Below are 14,355 nucleotides of genomic sequence, written 5' to 3'. Positions count from 1 at the left end.
TGGAACGCGGCGGAGGATAACCGTTATGTCACGTGCGACTGAACGGGGTTATGTCCATGACGGAACAACGCACGCGACGGCGGTTCCTGACGACGGCGGGGGCCGTCGGAATCGCCGGGCTGGCGGGCTGTACGGGCGGCGAGGGGTCGAACCAGGGGACGACAACCGACTCGGGCGGGTCGGGAACGACCGGGTCCGGCGGCGGAACGACCGCCGAAACCACCTCGGCGAGCGCCGACCTCGCCGACTCGGCGACCATCTTCCACGCCGGGAGCCTCGCGCCGCCGTTCAGCGCGGCCGAGCCGAAGTTCGAAAAGAAGTACGGCGTCGAGGTCGACCGCGAGGCCAAGGGGTCGGTCGCGTCCACCAAGAAGATCACCCGGCAGCGTCGGAAAGCCGACGTGCTCGGAGTCTCCGACTTCCGGCTCATCCGAGACTCGGTACTCCCGAAGTTCGGCGACTGGTACGGCATCTTCGCCACCAACGCGATGACCGTCCAGTACCGCGAGGATTCGCCGGGCGCGGGCGACATCGGGACGGACAACTGGTGGGAGGTGCTGAGCCGGGACGGCGTCACCGTCGGCCACAGCGACCCGGCCATCGACCCCGGCGGCTATCGCGCCGTGATGTCGATACAACTCGGCAAGGAGCAGTTCGAGGGCGAGCGCCTCTACGACGAACAGACCTTCCAGAAGATTCGGGACAACATGACGGTGCCGACCGGCACCGAAACCAAACTCGAAGGCCAACTCGAGTCCGGAAAACTGGACTACGCCATCTACTACCGGTCCATCTCCTCGCAGTCGGGCCTGCCGTACGTCGACCTCCAGCCCCAGGTCGACCTCTCGAAGTTCTCCCAGAAGTACGCCGAGCACTACGCGAAGGCGAAAGTCGAGGCGGGCGACACCACCTACACCGGCGCACCTATCGCCTACGGCATCACGGTGCCGAGCGTGGCCGAGGCGCCCGGCCTCGGCGCCCGCTGGGTCGAGTACATGATAACCGAACCCGGCCGGAAGATTCTGAAGGAGAAGGGCCTCATCCCGAAGCAACCCGCCGTGGTCACCGAGAGCGGGGACGTTCCCCGGCGGGTCGCCCGGCACGCGGAAGCAAAGACTTCAGTGGGTCCGCTGAAACTCTGATACCGTGAGCGCCGACACCGAAACCGGCGGCGAACGCGGAACTGCGGCGGAGTCCGGACGGCGTGCGGGGACGCGAGCGGTGACCGCTCGCGTCCCCGCCGGGGCGACCGTCCTGGCGGTGGTGACCGTTCAGGTCGCCGCGTTCGCGGCCGCGGTCGCCGCCGGTCGGCCGACGCTCTACGCCGGGTTCGCGGTGCTGTCGGCGCTCGCGCTCGCGGTCGTCCGCGAGCGCGGCGCGTTCGGCGCGCTGGCGGCCACGCTCGGCACCGTTTTGCTGGTCGCGCTCGGTCTACCGCTGGCGCTCCTGGTCGCCCGCCAGGACCCCGCGCTGGTAGCCGAAATGGCCGCCGACCCGGCGGTCAGGCAGGCGCTGTACCTCTCGGTGTACGCGCCCCTGCTGGCGGCGCTGGCCAGCGTCGCGTTCAGCGTCCCGCTGGCGTGGGTGCTGGCCCGGGGCTTCCCGGGCCGGGCGCTCGTCGAGAGCCTGGTCGACCTCCCGCTGGTGGTGCCCCACAGCGTCGCCGGACTCGCGATTCTGTTCGGCTTCGGCAAGGGCGGGGCCTTCCCGCAACTGAAGATACTCGGGACGATGCTCGGGATGGTGCTGGCGATGACGTTCGTCTCGGCGCCGTTCGCGGTCAACGCCGCCCGCGAGGCGTTCGAGTCGGTCGACACCCGGGTCGAGTGGGCCGCCCGGACCCTCGGCGCCAGCGAGTTCGAGACGTTCCGGCGGGTGACCGCGCCGCTGGCCTGGCGCGGGATGCTGACCGGCGGCGTCCTGGCGTGGGCGCGGGCGGTTTCGGAGTTCGGCGCGGTCGCCATCGTCGCCTACAGCGTCGACTTCTTCTTCCTGCCGAAGGGCGAGAGCGTCACGGGCCAGCACGCCCCCGTCTTCATCTACAACACCTACCTCTCGTCGGGCCTCGAAGAGAGCGGCGCGGTCGCCACCCTGCTGCTCGCGCTCTCGGCGGCCATCTTCGTGGTCGTCCGTACGCTGGCCTACGACGACGGAGGGTGGCCATGAGCCTCGAAATTGACGTCCGGGCCGGCTTCACCGCCGAGGGTGCCGACCGCTTCGAGGTGCTCGCCGACCTCGAAATCCCCGCCGGCGAGACGCTCGTGATTCTCGGCCCCAGCGGGTCGGGCAAGAGCCTCCTGCTCGAAACCGTCGCGGGGTTCCACGACCACGAGGGGTCGGTTTCGCTCGGCGGCCGCGACCTCACCGACCTGCCGCCCGAGGACCGCGGCCTCGGCTTCGTCTTCCAGGACTACGCGCTGTTCCCGCACCTCTCGGTCCGGGAGAACGTCGCGTTCGGCGGTCGCTACCACGACATCCGCGACCCCGACGCCCTGCTCGCGGAGTTCGGCGTCGCCGACCTCGCCGAGCGCTACCCGCCGACGCTCTCGGGCGGCGAGCGCCAGCGGGTCGCGCTGGCGCGGGCGCTCGCGGTCGGTCCCGACGCCTTCCTGCTCGACGAACCGCTCTCGGCGCTCGACGTGCCGACCCGGGCGGAACTTCGGGAACTGCTGGCCGACGTCATGGCCGACGAGACGGCGGTTTACGTCACCCACAACCGGACGACGGCCCGGGTGCTCGCAGACCGCATCGCGGTCATCCGGGACGGCCGAATCGTCCAGACCGGCACGCCCGACGAGTTGTTCGAGCGCCCCGACTCGCCGTTCGTCGCCCGGTTCACCGGCGCGAACTGCCTCGCCCTCGACGGCGGCGCCCTCAGGGTGCCCGGCGGCCGACTCGTAGTCGGCGATGGCGAACATCTCGCGATTCGACCGGAACACGTCGAACTCCGACCGAGGGACGCGCCGTCGGCCTCGCCGACCGGCGAGGCCGACACCGACGAATCCGGCGGGGGAGACGCCGGGTCCGTCGCCGCCAGCGCCGACGGACCCGGCGACGGCGACTTCGAGTTCGTCGCGCCCGTCGAGCGCGTCCTCAGGGAGGACGGCCGGTGTCGCGTGGTGCTCGACGTCGCGGGCCAGCGCCTCGACGCCTACGCGCCGACCGGGCCCGCCGGCGACAGCGTCGGCGTCGTACTCCCGCGTGAGCGGACGACGCTGCTGGCGGAGTAACCGACGCGGCTCCGTTCTCGGTCGACCGCCCCGATTATCAGTTCGTTCACCCGCGCGTAAGCTACTTGGTAGGTCCCTCGAAAGCGCCCGCCATGGCACGCGTACAGCAACTTCGGGTGGTGACGAGATGAGTCTGCTCGCCGGCACGCTCGGCAAGGTCGCAGCCGTCCTCGCGGCGGGGATGGTGCTCACGACGGTCGGCCTCGGCGCGGCGCTCACGACCGGAACGCTGACGACCGAACCGCCGTCGGTCGAGTCCATCGAGAACGAGTGGGGCGAAATCTCGAAGGAGGAGAGCGAGATCCGCACGACGGTCGTCGTGAACAACCCCAACCGGGTCGGCCTCCCCGGCCTGGCGGGCGTCTCCTACGACGTGCGGATGAACGACGTGACGGTCGCCAGCGGGTCAAGCGGCGGCCTGCGGCTCGCGCCCGGCCGGAACGAACTTACCCTCTCGACCGGCATCGACAACCGGAAGATTCCGGTCTGGTGGGCGAGTCACATCAACAACGGCGAGGAAACCACGGTTGCGGTCGAACCGAACGTCGGCGTCGGCCCCCTGAAGCAGGGGCTGCCCGCCCAGAAGCGGACCTTCTCGACCGACCTGCTCGCGGCGTTCGAGAGCGACTCGGGCCAGTCGGTCGAGGTGGGCAACGAGACGCTACTGACGGTCACCGGAACCGACGCCTCGTGGGGCGAGGTGACCGCGAACCGGACGCCACTCCGGTTCTCGGGCACGGTCCGCAACCCCAACGACGCGCCCATCACCTTCTCGCGGATCGGCTACGAGGTCCGGATGAACGACGTGACGGTCGCGGAGGGCCGAACCGACGGCGAGGTCCGAATCGACGCGAACGCCACCGGCACCATCCGAATCGACTCGGCGCTCGACAACTCGAAACTCGACGAGTGGTGGGTGAGCCACCTCCGGAACGGCGAGACCACCCGCCTCGACGTGCGGGCGTTCGCGGTGATGGAGACCGACGACGGTACCAGGCGCGTCCCGCTCCCGTTCCTCAGCGAGAGCGTCGTCTTCGAAACCGACATCCTCGCCGGCGGGCAGGCGACCACACGGGCGGTCAAGACCGACTCGGGCGTCGGCTTCGAACCGCCGGCGGTCTCGGCGATGGAGACCGACTGGCGGGCCGCCGACGAGGGGTCGACGCTCTCGACCCGCGTCGTGGTCGACAACCCCAACGGCGAGAACTCGCCGCTCGGCGAGGTGCCGGTCAACGCCAGCTATCGGGTCAGACTCAACGACGTGACGCTCGTCGAAGACGGCGAGGAGGCCGTCCTCGGCCCCGGACGAACCGAACTCGTCTTGGAGAGTTCGGTCCCCGACGAGCGCATCCAGCGGTGGTGGGTCAGCCACGTCAACAACGGCGAGAAGACCGAGATGCGGGTCAAGGCCGGCGTGCTCGCCGACCTCGGGTTCGCCTCGCTACCGGTCCCGCTCCCCACCGACGACCGTACCTTCGAAACCGACCTGCTCGCCGGGTTCGGGTCGGCCGAGCAGGATGTCGAGATTCGCGGCCGGCGGGTCGCCACGCTCCACGACATGGAGTCCCGCTGGGGCGAGGCGACGATGGCCCGGACCCCGATGCTGATCGCCGGCGACGTGACCAACCGGCGGTCCCGGCCGCTCGAAATCGTCGAACTCGGCTACGAGGTTCGGCTGAACGACGTGGTGCTGGCCGACGACACCGCTTCGGTCGGGGCGACGGTGCCCGGCGGCGAGACGCGCCGCATCGACGCGACGGGGTACCTCGACAACTCGAAGATGGGCGAGTGGTGGGTCGGCCACCTCCGGAACGGCGAGCGGTCGACGCTGACCGTCTCCTACTACGCGGTTGTGGAGTACCGCGGCCAGCGACACCGGGTGTCCCTGGAGGAGATGGGTTACGAGCAGACCGTCGAAACCGACGTCTTCGGCGGGAAGTAGCGACTCGCCGGAAAACCAGACTTTTCCCCGCCCGTCACCGACTGCGAGCATGGACTGGGCCGACCTCTTCGAGCGGGCGGACGCCGCCGACGCCGACGTCGAATCGGTTCGCGAGGCGCTCGCGGCGCGCCGCGAGCGCCTCGCGAGCGAATCGCCGGCGGGCGAATCGGCGGTGAACGAATCCGGGGAGAGCGAAGATGCCTGAGACGCCCGAAACCGACCCCGCCCGAATCGTCGCCGACGCCGACGTGCTGGCCGCCGACCTCCTCGTCGGCGGCGACGCCAGGGAGGCGCTGGACGCCGTGCGGTCCCACTCGTGGCTCGAACTGGTCGCGAGCGACCGCCTGCTCGACGACGCCGAGGCCGTAATCCGTGAACTCGCGGACGACGACCTCGCGCGCGCGTGGCGCGAGAAGATAGAGACGGTGCGCGTCCCCGTCGACCACCCTGCAGGCGACCACCCCGCGCTGGCGAGCGCCTACCGCGGCGAGGCCGCCCACGTGCTGAGCTACGACGAGTCGCTCCGGAGCGCGAAGGCCGGGGCGGCGCTCGGGTCGCGCCTGAATGTCAGCGTCAAGACGCCCGCGGGATTCGCCCGACTGTTCGACGCCGAGAGCCTCTACGGAGCGGTCGAGGGCGACGAGTATCCGGGACCGGACCGCGACCCGCGCGCGTAGAACCTACGCTTCTTCTATCTCGACGGCCAGACGGTCCTCGACGACGACGCGGAACTGCGGGCCGGGGTTCGCGTACTCGACCGGAAGCCGGTCGCGCTCGACGTAGACGTAGCCGACGTAGCGCCACGGCGACTCCGTCACCGGACCCGGGGTCTGGGTCGCCTCTAGGAGTTCGACGAACTTCGTCCGCTCGTACTCCTCCAGGCTCAGCTCCACGGCGTCGCGTTCGTCCGTCTCGTCGACGACGGTGCCGCGGTATAGCCCGTCCTCGATTTTCTCGCACTTCACGTCGACGGGTGGGGTGAGCGCAACCATCGTTGGTCCCGGTATCTCCGCTCCCGCGAGAAACGTGTTTCCAATTGGAACAGTCGCCCCGGACGGCGGTCGAAGGGTCGGCCGCGGCGAACCCGGTCAGTCGCGGCGAATCCGCAGTGACGCGGCGAAGAACGCGCTGAACGCCACCGCGGTCCCGGCGAGGAACGCGAGCGCGGGCAGGAATACGCTGTCGAACGTGACGAACCCGGTGTCCCTGACGACGTGGAGGTGGACCTGCGTGGCGAACTCCGTCGCGCCGAACAGCGCGAGGAGACTTCCGAGCGCGAACGCCAGCGAGGCGGGGAGGACGCCGAGACCGCGGGCGGGCGAGTCGTCGGTGCTCATGTCGGCGAACTGCTCACCGTTCCGTTATCATCGTGTCGGAGTCCGACGCGGCGGCGAGTCGCCGCAGGACTTCGCCGGTCGCGGCGCCAACGATTACCGTCGACCCACCCGTGAGGACGAAGCCGAACAGGCTCACGTAGAGCGTCATCACCGCGTCCTGGAGGACGAGGTCGGTCGCCGAAACCCAGTGGGTCGCCCCCGGAGGCGGGGACCCGACCACCAGGTCGTCCGGGAGTCCGACGACGAGGTAGCGGCCGACCGTGAGCGCGAGCATCGTCGGCGGCATCGAGAGCGTCCCGACGAGGGCGCCGACGACGGCGGGGCGCCACCGCGAGTCGGCCGCGCGTTCGCCCGCGAACCGACGCCAGAGCGCGGTCCCGACGGCGAACGCCGAGAGCGCGCTCGCGACGACCAGTAGCGGGCCGAGCAGGAACGCCTCGCGCTCGCCCACGAAGAACGAAGCGAACTCCTCGACCGGGCGGACGAACAGGTACAGCACGGTGAACGTCGCGCCAGCGAGGCCGAACGCGAGGCCCGGCCGGTCGGCCAGTCGGCGAAGAATCTGCGTCACGTTCGGAGTTGCTCTCACCGTCGTGATAGCTCTTTTCGAATGAGCCGTCGGCGCGAAGTGCCGACTCAGTTCGGGGGCCGCGTCGGCCGACTACCGCTCTGCGAGCCAGTCGGCGAACTTCGCCAGCGCCCGGCCGCGGTGGGAGACGGCGTTCTTGCGCTCGGTGGACATCTCGGCCATCGTCTCGCCCTCGTGTTCGAAGATGGGGTCGTAGCCGAAGCCGCCGTCACCTCGCGGCGCGACGAGGCGGCCCGGCACCGCACCGTCGAACGTCTCGGTCGTCTCGCCGTCGTAGTACGCGATGACACAGCGGAAGCGCGCCCGGCGGTTCTCCTCGGCCTTCGCGAGGTTCCAGACGCGCTCGACGCCCACGGTGTCCTCGACGTACGATGAGTAGGGCCCCGGAAAGCCGCCGAGCGCGTCGACGAACAGGCCGGCGTCGTCGACGACGACGGGGTCCTCGCCGCCGGTTTCCTCGAAGGCCTCCCGCGCGCCCGCGACCGCGATGTCGGCGAGGTCGTCGCTCTGTATCTCGGTGTAATCGTAGTTCACCTGCTCGACTTCCTCCTCGCCGAGGTACTCGCGGGCCTCCCGGACCTTGCCCTCGTTGGAGGTCACGAACCGAATCGTCATGCCCGAGAGTCGGCCCGGCCCGGGCAAATAGGCGTTGGTTCGCCGACCCTCGGCCGCATCCGGTAGCCACAAGGCCGCGCGCTCCTAACCCTCGGGCATGGCTTGGGCCGCGACCGTCTTCGGGTTCCTGCTCATCGTCGTCGTCAACACCGTCGTCGCGGCGGTCGCCATCCGGTTCTTCCGCCTGCGACTGTCGACGCGGTGGGGCGCGGCGGTGTACACCGCCGTGTTCGTTCCGCTGGTGTACTTCGTGACGACGCTCGTCCTGTCGGGCTTCGTCGGCTTCGGCGGCGAGGGGGTCAGCGACACCGGGACGGCGCTCATCGTGGTGTGGGTGCTCCCGTTCACGCTGGCGCTGTCGCTCGAACTGTTCTGGATGCCCGCGCCCGACGAAGTCGAACTCCCCGACCAGGCGGGCTGACCGCCGAGTCGTCGCCGCTCCGTCGCGGCTCCCCCGCCGCTCCCCACTATTCTGCGAAGACCGCCCGAACGAGCACCAGCAGGGTCGCCGTCGGCGCGAGCGCCAGCAGTCCGAATCCTCCGAGGGTCGCGAGCGACTCCCACCCGTACAGCAGGCCCGCGGGACCGGCGACCGCCAGCGAGACAGCGAGGCCGACGGCCCCTCTCGCCCACCAGAAGGGTTCGCCCCCGACCCACAGCACCGTCGCGGCGTCGAGGAGGTCGACTAGCAGCGCGACCAGCAGGACGTGCGAAACCCGAACGCGTAGCGTCGGGTAACTCCGCTCCGGAGGCTCCGGAAGCGGAAAGAGCAGACGGATGCGCTCGGGGAGTTCCATCCGCGGCAACGTCATCGGCGGGAGCGTGAAGCTGAAACCGCTCCGCTCGTCGTCGCGCTCGGCGCGGGTGGTCGGCTCCGCGCGGGCGCTTCCTTCGGCCTCGCGGCCGGGAGAAGCGCCCGCGTCGGAATCGGTTTCGTCGGCGCTCCCGTCGGCCCGCACTCGCCGGTCGGTGCGGGCCTCCTTCTGCTCGCGCCGTCGGTCCTCGATTCGGCGAGCGGGATGCGGGGGACGATTTCGGCTCCGACGGGTCCGGTCGCCGCCCTCCTCTGCCATGGCGCGTTCTACGGTAGCGGGCTTCAAAGCGTCACCGGGGCGTTACCGGGCGGCGTCAGTCGCGTCCCTCGGAGTTCGTCCGGGCGTCGTGCTCCTCGACGAGGCGGCCGACGGTGTAGACCACGGCGTCGAGAACCTCCTCGGGCGAGCGGGAGGTGTCGATTCGGACGAACCGTTCGGGTTCGGCCTTCATCAGTCGCTCGTAGTTCTCCTGGACTCGGCTCAGGAAGGCGGCTTGCTCGAACTTGTTCGTCGCGCCGCTCCGGGCCGCGCCCGTCTCGGGGTCGACGTCGAGGTAGATGGTCGCGTCCGGTGGGCGGGTCCACGGCTGGTGGACGCCGCGGATGTACTCCAGCGGGCGCTTGACGTGTTCCTCGATGCTAACCGCCTGGTAGGCGTACCGGGAGTCAGAGTAGCGGTCCGAGATTACCACGTTCCCCTCCGCGAGCGCGGGCCGCACGACGTCGGCGAGGTGGGCGGCGTGGTCGGCGGTGTAGAGGAAGAGTTCGGCCACCGGGTCGGCGTCGTCGTCCTCGACCGACCGCTGGACCGCGTCGCCGTACCACGAGGTCGTCGGCTCGCGGGTGAAGACGAACTCCGGGTACTCCTCGGCGAGCACCTCCCGGGCCGTCGTCTTGCCGCTCCCGTCGAGGCCCTCGAGCGTGATGAGCATACCGCGAGTTGGTTTCGGCTTCGTATAAAGGGACACGGGACGTTGGCGCGAAGGTGCGACGTGGCTTCGTCGGAAGATTCGCGTCGACGGTAACCGCAGAACTCCGCCGGTACGTGCGTCGGTGCTCAGAAAGCACTTACCGGGGGCGGATTTTGCTCACGGTATGCGACTACGGATAGCCCTCGTGTCCCTGCTCGTCGTAAGCGGCATCGCCCCCGCCGGTTGTGCGGGAACGCAGTCCGGAACGGACACGACCTCCGCGACGACGACCACGACGACGACGACCACCACGGCGACGACCACGACGACGACCGCAGAGCCGGAGAAAGGCGACAATCTACTCTCTATCACCGAAATCAGTAACTCGACCGCGAAGAAGGTGAACGAGAGCAAGCGAGCAAACTTCTCCGCTCTGAATGAAACCCAACGGGACGCGTTCCTGAAGGCCTACAATTGCTCGTGTAACCTCCAACAGGACGTGTTCGAGTTCAACGACAAGACCCGAATCGAGTACGTGAAGTACGAGAACCGGTGGTACTACCTCCGCGTCTCCATCGTCTAACTCGCCGTCTCTCCCGCGATTACTGTCGTGCCATTCTTCCGCACGGAACGTTGGACACACGCGGGCACGTGACCGATACGTGCTTTGTACTCGGCACGCTCGCCGGGACCGGTCACCACTCGAGGGTTTCAACGGGGCCGCAGAAACCCGACCGACGGCAGTTACCTTTACGTTCCGACCGACAAATATCGATGTATGAACATTTTGGTCGCCGGCGGAACCGGCTTCATCGGCACGAACCTCGTGGACGAACTGGTCGGCCGCGGGCACGACGTGACTGTGCTCGCGCGCGACCCCGACGAGGCCGACCTCCCCGCGAACGTCGAGCGCGTGCGGGGGGACGTGACCGCTTACGACTCCATCGAGTCGGCGTTCGAGGGCCAGGACGCGGTGGTCAACCTCGTGGCGTTGTCGCCGCTGTCCAAGCCCTCGGGCGGGGTCACCCACGCCGAGGTCCACCTCGGCGGGACGCGGAACGTCGTCGAGGCCGCCGAAAGTCACGGCGTCCGGAAGATCGTCCAGATGAGCGCGCTCGGCGCCCATCCCGACGGTCCGACAGAATACATCCGCACGAAGGGCGAGGCCGAGACGGTCGTGGAGGAGTCGGAACTCGCCCACACCCTCTTCCGGCCCTCGGTCATCTTCGGCGACGGCGGCGAGTTCGTCTCGTTCACGAAGAAGCTGACGACGCCCTACGTCACCGCCCTGCCCGGCGGCGGGCGCACGCGTTTCCAACCCATCTGGGTCGAGGACGCCGCGCCGATGCTCGGCGCCTGCGTCGAGGAGGAACACGACGGCGAGACGTACGAGGTCGGCGGTCCGGAGGTGCTGACGCTCGCCGACGTCACCCGACTCGCCTACCGGGCCGAGGGGAAGTCGGTGACGATTCTCCCGCTCCCCATGCCCCTCGCGCGACTCGGACTTCGACTCGCGGACCCGGTCCCGTTCGTCCCGTTTGGCAGCGACCAGTACCGGTCGCTCCGGTTCGACAACACCGTCCCGGACAACGACATCGACGCCTTTGGCATCTCGGTGGCCGACCTCACGACGCTCGCGGAGTACCTCGGCGTCGACGCCCGGCCGGGCGCTCGCTCCGCGTCGGCGTCGGTCTGAGTGGCGTCCTTCGGCGGGTCGTCGCCGCGCTCCCCTCCGCGTCCTCTCCGTAACTTTTCCAGTTAACTCTGATACGTCTGTTCGTCTATAAACTTAAACGGACATGTCCGGGAACTGTTGTCGCCGAGGGAAGGGGTGAAACACCCCGTTACCGTCTTGCGATTTTCGGTAATCGCGTGTTTCTGGTTGTCGGCCAACGGACCAAAAGGATTATCACCCCGTCGTGGCTGTGTTTCTCCCAACGGAGTACGGTCCGGAAAATGAAGCTCGCAATGATAGGTTTCGGGCAGGCAGGTGGGAAGATCGTCGACCAGTTCCTGGAGTACGACCAGCGAACTGGGAGCGACATCGTCCGGTCGGCAGTCGCGGTCAATTCCGCGAAGGCAGACCTGATGGGTCTCGACAATGTTCCTCAGGACAATCGCGTCCTCATCGGCCAGTCCCGAGTCAAAGGTCACGGTGTGGGGGCAGACAACGAACTCGGCGCGGAAATCGCCGAAGAAGATATCGACGAAATCCAGGGTGCCATCGACAACATCCCGGTCCACGAGGTCGACGCGTTCCTCATCGTGGCCGGCATGGGCGGCGGTACCGGGTCCGGCGGCGCGCCGGTAATCGCGAAACACCTCAAGCGCATATACACCGAACCGGTGTACGGCCTGGGTGTCCTCCCCGGCGGCGACGAGGGCGGCATCTACACGCTGAACGCCGCGCGGTCGTTCCAGACGTTCGTCCGCGAGGTGGACAACCTGATGGTGTTCGACAACGACGCCTGGCGTCAGTCCGGCGAGTCCATCACGGGCGGCTACGCCGAAATCAACGAGGAGATCGTCCGACGGTTCGGCATCCTCTTCGGCGCCGGCGAGGTCGGCGGCGGCGACCAGGTCGCAGAGAGCGTCGTCGACTCCAGCGAGATCATCAACACGCTGGCCGGCGGCGGCGTCTCGACCATCGGCTACGCGGCCGAGGAAGTCGAGAACGCCAACGCCGGCGGCGGCCTACTCTCGCGGTTCACCGGCGGCGACGACGACGGGTCGAACGACACCGCCAACACGACCAATCGCATCACCAGCCTGGTCCGGAAGGCGGCGCTCGGACGGCTCACCCTCCCCTGCGAAATCGAGGGCACCGAGCGCGCGCTGCTGGTTATGAGCGGCCCGCCCCAGCACCTCAACCGGAAAGGTATAGAGCGCGGGCGGAAGTGGCTCGAAGAGCAGACCGGTTCGATGGAGGTCCGGGGCGGCGACTACCCAGTCGCCGACTCGCAGTACGTCGCCAGTGTCGTACTGCTGTCGGGCGTGAACAACGTCCCGCGCATCAAGGAGCTCCAGCAGGTCGCCATCGAGGCTCAGGAGAACATCGACGAGATTCAACAAGAGAGCGAGGAGAACTTAGAACAACTCGTGGAGGACGACGACGATGAACTCGAACCACTGTTCTAAGCTCCTGACCCTCCTGTTGGCGGTGGCGCTGGTCGCTTCGGCGGTCGCGCCCGCCGCGGCGGTTTCGGCCGAGGCCAGCGATGCGCCCGAGAAGAAGCGGGTCGGCGAGGAGGTCAAGTCGACGTTCACGTTGACGGAACTCTACACCGACTACGAACAGTGGACGCTCAACGGTCGGACCAACCTCTCGGAGGTCACCTGGACGGTCCGGATGTACGACCAGGCCGGCAACAAGGTCAATCAGAAGTCCTACGACGGCCAGTCGTTCAACAAGTCGGTGAACGTCGAGAACGACGTGGCCGAGGTCCGAGTCACCCTCGAAGGCACCGTCGCCGAGGTCGAGGACTTCAGCTACGACACCGCCAAGCAGCAGACGCTGCTCGCGGAGTTCAACCAGGTCCGGAAGGGCGGCAACAGCCAGTCCATCGACAGTTGGCAGTTCCGGCCCTACACCGACGAGAGCGCGGCGGCCCGGCAGGCCATCGCCGACGCCGAGGACGCCATCGACGAGGCCGAAAGCGCCGGCGCGAGCGTCTCGGAGGCGAAGAACACCCTCGACAGCGCGGTTTCGGCGTTCGACCACGAGAACTTCGCGAACGCGGAGAAGTTGGCGGGCGACGCGAAGAAGACGGCCGACAGCGCCCAGAAATCCAACCAGCAGACCCAGATGCTGCTGTACGGCGGCGCGGGACTGCTCGCGCTGGTCGTCGTGGTCGGCGGCGTCCTCTGGTACCGGTCCCAGCAGGACAGCTACGACAAACTGCGGTAGACGTACCTCGGAGTTCCGGCGTCGCGCCGACTGCGGGCTTCGTTTTCCGACTACCTTTTTCGCGACTCTCGACGCTGCTGAGTGATTGCGTCGGTAATGAGATGATGCATAGAGAGCAGTATGAGGACGGTGATTCGAAGACGAGTCGCTAGCTACTCCCGATGCAGATGAGTGGCCTGCGGTGGCGGTCTTCATTCGAGTCGTGTGAGTCACGGTCTGCGGTGCGGTCGCGGTCGCAGCCACGGTTTCACGGTCGCGGTGAGGTTGGAACTCGATTCCAGACCCGCCGCCATTCCACAGTCTCTTAAGCCAAGCCGACGGAACTCAGAGACGAAACGAGTCCCATGCGAGTCGTCGTTCCCTACGCCGCCGAGGAGCCCAAGACCCGCCTAGCCGACGCGCTCTCGCCCGAGGAGCGCGTCGAGTTCGCGGCGGCGATGCTGGCCGACGTGCTAGCGACCGTCCGGGCGGCCGGCCGCGAACCCGAAGTCCTTGCAACCGCGCCGGTGGCCGCCGACGCCCCGGTCACGGTCGACGAGCGGGCGCTCACGCCCGCCGTCGACGCCGCGCTCGCCGAGACGGACGATCCCGTCGCCGTCGTGATGGCCGACCTCGCGCTGGCGACCCCCGAGGCGCTCTCGCGGCTGTTCGACGCGAGCCGCGCGACCGACCCGGACGAGGGGGCCGACGTCGTGCTCGCGCCGGGCCGGGGCGGCGGGACGAACGCGATGGTCGTCGCCCACCCGGAGTTCCGGACCGACTACCACGGCGCGTCCTACCTCGACCACCTCGCGCGCGCACGCGAGGTAGATGCGTCCGTCGCCACGGTCGACTCCCACCGGCTAGCGACCGACGTCGACGAGCGAGTCGACCTGGCGGAGGTGCTGGTACACTCCGACGGTCGAGCCTGCGCGTGGCTCGCCGACGCCGGATTCGTCCTCTCGACCGACGGCGGTCGGGTCCGCGCCGTCCGGGAGTAGCAACCGTTTTCCGGCCCGCGCCGAAACGTC

At 68.5% G+C, this 14,355-nt stretch carries 18 protein-coding genes; 12 read left to right on the top strand and 6 right to left on the bottom strand.

What is annotated here, in order from left to right; translation table 11 throughout:
• Nucleotides 1–56 precede the first annotated feature (56 nt).
• From NGM07_RS09440 to NGM07_RS09415, 6 genes are all read left to right on the top strand, one after another.
• A complete protein-coding gene (locus NGM07_RS09440; RefSeq protein WP_253519870.1) occupies nt 57–1,142 on the top strand; it encodes an extracellular solute-binding protein in 1,086 nt (361 codons plus the stop codon).
• 4 nt (nt 1,143–1,146) lie between these two features.
• Complete coding sequence (locus NGM07_RS09435; protein WP_253519867.1) at nt 1,147–2,166, top strand: ABC transporter permease; 1,020 nt, start codon at nt 1,147–1,149, stop codon at nt 2,164–2,166.
• Complete coding sequence (locus NGM07_RS09430; protein WP_253519865.1) at nt 2,163–3,230, top strand: ABC transporter ATP-binding protein; 1,068 nt, start codon at nt 2,163–2,165, stop codon at nt 3,228–3,230. Before NGM07_RS09435 ends, NGM07_RS09430 begins: the two co-directional genes overlap by 4 nt.
• A gap of 127 nt (nt 3,231–3,357) precedes the next feature.
• Nucleotides 3,358–5,172: an LEA type 2 family protein gene (locus NGM07_RS09425; protein WP_253519862.1), complete on the top strand. Its 1,815-nt coding sequence runs from the start codon at nt 3,358–3,360 to the stop codon at nt 5,170–5,172.
• Nucleotides 5,173–5,221: 49 nt separating this feature from the next.
• Nucleotides 5,222–5,377, top strand: coding sequence for a hypothetical protein (locus NGM07_RS09420; protein WP_253519859.1), 156 nt, complete (start codon nt 5,222–5,224; stop codon nt 5,375–5,377).
• Nucleotides 5,370–5,849, top strand: coding sequence for a DUF7384 family protein (locus NGM07_RS09415; RefSeq protein ID WP_253519857.1), 480 nt, complete (start codon nt 5,370–5,372; stop codon nt 5,847–5,849). Before NGM07_RS09420 ends, NGM07_RS09415 begins: the two co-directional genes overlap by 8 nt.
• 3 nt (nt 5,850–5,852) lie before the next feature.
• Here NGM07_RS09415 and NGM07_RS09410 read toward each other — a convergent pair whose 3' ends face one another.
• The 4 genes from NGM07_RS09410 to NGM07_RS09395 form a co-directional block, all read right to left on the bottom strand.
• Entirely contained in the window at nt 5,853–6,164 is a 312-nt protein-coding gene (locus NGM07_RS09410) for a hypothetical protein (RefSeq protein WP_253519854.1), read from the bottom strand.
• A 96-nt stretch (nt 6,165–6,260) separates the two neighbouring features.
• Complete coding sequence (locus tag NGM07_RS09405) at nt 6,261–6,509, bottom strand: hypothetical protein (RefSeq protein WP_253519851.1); 249 nt, start codon at nt 6,507–6,509, stop codon at nt 6,261–6,263.
• A 13-nt stretch (nt 6,510–6,522) separates the two neighbouring features.
• The gene (locus tag NGM07_RS09400) at nt 6,523–7,080 is read right to left on the bottom strand and encodes a hypothetical protein (protein WP_253519849.1); all 558 of its coding nucleotides are present in this window, start codon (nt 7,078–7,080) and stop codon (nt 6,523–6,525) included.
• Between the two features lie 90 nt (nt 7,081–7,170).
• A complete protein-coding gene (locus NGM07_RS09395; RefSeq protein WP_253519847.1) occupies nt 7,171–7,713 on the bottom strand; it encodes an XTP/dITP diphosphatase in 543 nt (180 codons plus the stop codon).
• A 97-nt stretch (nt 7,714–7,810) separates the two neighbouring features.
• On the opposite strand from NGM07_RS09395, the gene NGM07_RS09390 reads away from it, so the two are divergent.
• Nucleotides 7,811–8,134, top strand: a complete 324-nt coding sequence (locus NGM07_RS09390; protein WP_253519844.1) for a DUF7991 family protein — start codon at nt 7,811–7,813, stop codon at nt 8,132–8,134.
• Nucleotides 8,135–8,180: 46 nt separating this feature from the next.
• Here the strand turns inward: NGM07_RS09390 and NGM07_RS09385 are convergent, their stop codons facing one another.
• Both NGM07_RS09385 and tmk read right to left on the bottom strand, forming a co-directional pair.
• On the bottom strand, nt 8,181–8,786 hold the full coding sequence (locus NGM07_RS09385) for a hypothetical protein (RefSeq protein ID WP_253519841.1): 606 nt from the start codon (nt 8,784–8,786) through the stop codon (nt 8,181–8,183).
• A gap of 55 nt (nt 8,787–8,841) precedes the next feature.
• A complete protein-coding gene (gene tmk / locus NGM07_RS09380; protein WP_253519840.1) occupies nt 8,842–9,459 on the bottom strand; it encodes a dTMP kinase in 618 nt (205 codons plus the stop codon).
• Between the two features lie 163 nt (nt 9,460–9,622).
• On the opposite strand from tmk, the gene NGM07_RS09375 reads away from it, so the two are divergent.
• From NGM07_RS09375 to cofC, 5 genes are all read left to right on the top strand, one after another.
• Nucleotides 9,623–10,021 carry a hypothetical protein gene (locus NGM07_RS09375; protein WP_253519837.1) on the top strand — a complete coding sequence of 133 codons (399 nt, stop codon included), beginning with the start codon at nt 9,623–9,625 and terminating at the stop codon, nt 10,019–10,021.
• A gap of 195 nt (nt 10,022–10,216) precedes the next feature.
• The gene (locus NGM07_RS09370) at nt 10,217–11,134 is read left to right on the top strand and encodes a complex I NDUFA9 subunit family protein (protein WP_253519835.1); all 918 of its coding nucleotides are present in this window, start codon (nt 10,217–10,219) and stop codon (nt 11,132–11,134) included.
• A 260-nt stretch (nt 11,135–11,394) separates the two neighbouring features.
• Nucleotides 11,395–12,576 carry a tubulin/FtsZ family protein gene (locus tag NGM07_RS09365; protein WP_253519832.1) on the top strand — a complete coding sequence of 394 codons (1,182 nt, stop codon included), beginning with the start codon at nt 11,395–11,397 and terminating at the stop codon, nt 12,574–12,576.
• A complete protein-coding gene (locus tag NGM07_RS09360) occupies nt 12,554–13,345 on the top strand; it encodes a hypothetical protein (RefSeq protein WP_253519830.1) in 792 nt (263 codons plus the stop codon). The genes NGM07_RS09365 and NGM07_RS09360 overlap by 23 nt, the downstream gene beginning before the upstream one ends.
• A gap of 344 nt (nt 13,346–13,689) precedes the next feature.
• Entirely contained in the window at nt 13,690–14,325 is a 636-nt protein-coding gene (cofC, locus tag NGM07_RS09355) for a 2-phospho-L-lactate guanylyltransferase (protein WP_253519828.1), read from the top strand.
• The last annotated feature ends 30 nt before the right edge of the window (nt 14,326–14,355 follow it).

The organism is Halorussus vallis (assembly GCF_024138165.1).
In the GTDB taxonomy this organism is placed as follows: domain Archaea; phylum Halobacteriota; class Halobacteria; order Halobacteriales; family Haladaptataceae; genus Halorussus; species Halorussus vallis.
This window is presented reverse-complemented; position numbering and strand designations above follow the sequence as displayed.

Bases quoted from the DNA above. Each gene is read 5' to 3' on its own strand.
- cofC (WP_253519828.1), top strand. From the start codon at position 13,690: ATGCGAGTCGTCGTTCCCTACGCCGCCGAGGAGCCCAAGACCCGCCTA.
- NGM07_RS09425 (WP_253519862.1), top strand. From the start codon at position 3,358: ATGAGTCTGCTCGCCGGCACGCTCGGCAAGGTCGCAGCCGTCCTCGCG.
- NGM07_RS09420 (WP_253519859.1), top strand. From the start codon at position 5,222: ATGGACTGGGCCGACCTCTTCGAGCGGGCGGACGCCGCCGACGCCGAC.
- NGM07_RS09390 (WP_253519844.1), top strand. From the start codon at position 7,811: ATGGCTTGGGCCGCGACCGTCTTCGGGTTCCTGCTCATCGTCGTCGTC.
- NGM07_RS09440 (WP_253519870.1), top strand. From the start codon at position 57: ATGACGGAACAACGCACGCGACGGCGGTTCCTGACGACGGCGGGGGCC.
- NGM07_RS09415 (WP_253519857.1), top strand. From the start codon at position 5,370: ATGCCTGAGACGCCCGAAACCGACCCCGCCCGAATCGTCGCCGACGCC.
- NGM07_RS09405 (WP_253519851.1), bottom strand. From the start codon at position 6,509: ATGAGCACCGACGACTCGCCCGCCCGCGGTCTCGGCGTCCTCCCCGCC.
- NGM07_RS09430 (WP_253519865.1), top strand. From the start codon at position 2,163: ATGAGCCTCGAAATTGACGTCCGGGCCGGCTTCACCGCCGAGGGTGCC.
- NGM07_RS09385 (WP_253519841.1), bottom strand. From the start codon at position 8,786: ATGGCAGAGGAGGGCGGCGACCGGACCCGTCGGAGCCGAAATCGTCCC.
- NGM07_RS09360 (WP_253519830.1), top strand. From the start codon at position 12,554: ATGAACTCGAACCACTGTTCTAAGCTCCTGACCCTCCTGTTGGCGGTG.
- NGM07_RS09365 (WP_253519832.1), top strand. From the start codon at position 11,395: ATGAAGCTCGCAATGATAGGTTTCGGGCAGGCAGGTGGGAAGATCGTC.
- NGM07_RS09370 (WP_253519835.1), top strand. From the start codon at position 10,217: ATGAACATTTTGGTCGCCGGCGGAACCGGCTTCATCGGCACGAACCTC.
- NGM07_RS09395 (WP_253519847.1), bottom strand. From the start codon at position 7,713: ATGACGATTCGGTTCGTGACCTCCAACGAGGGCAAGGTCCGGGAGGCC.
- NGM07_RS09410 (WP_253519854.1), bottom strand. From the start codon at position 6,164: ATGGTTGCGCTCACCCCACCCGTCGACGTGAAGTGCGAGAAAATCGAG.
- NGM07_RS09375 (WP_253519837.1), top strand. From the start codon at position 9,623: ATGCGACTACGGATAGCCCTCGTGTCCCTGCTCGTCGTAAGCGGCATC.
- tmk (WP_253519840.1), bottom strand. From the start codon at position 9,459: ATGCTCATCACGCTCGAGGGCCTCGACGGGAGCGGCAAGACGACGGCC.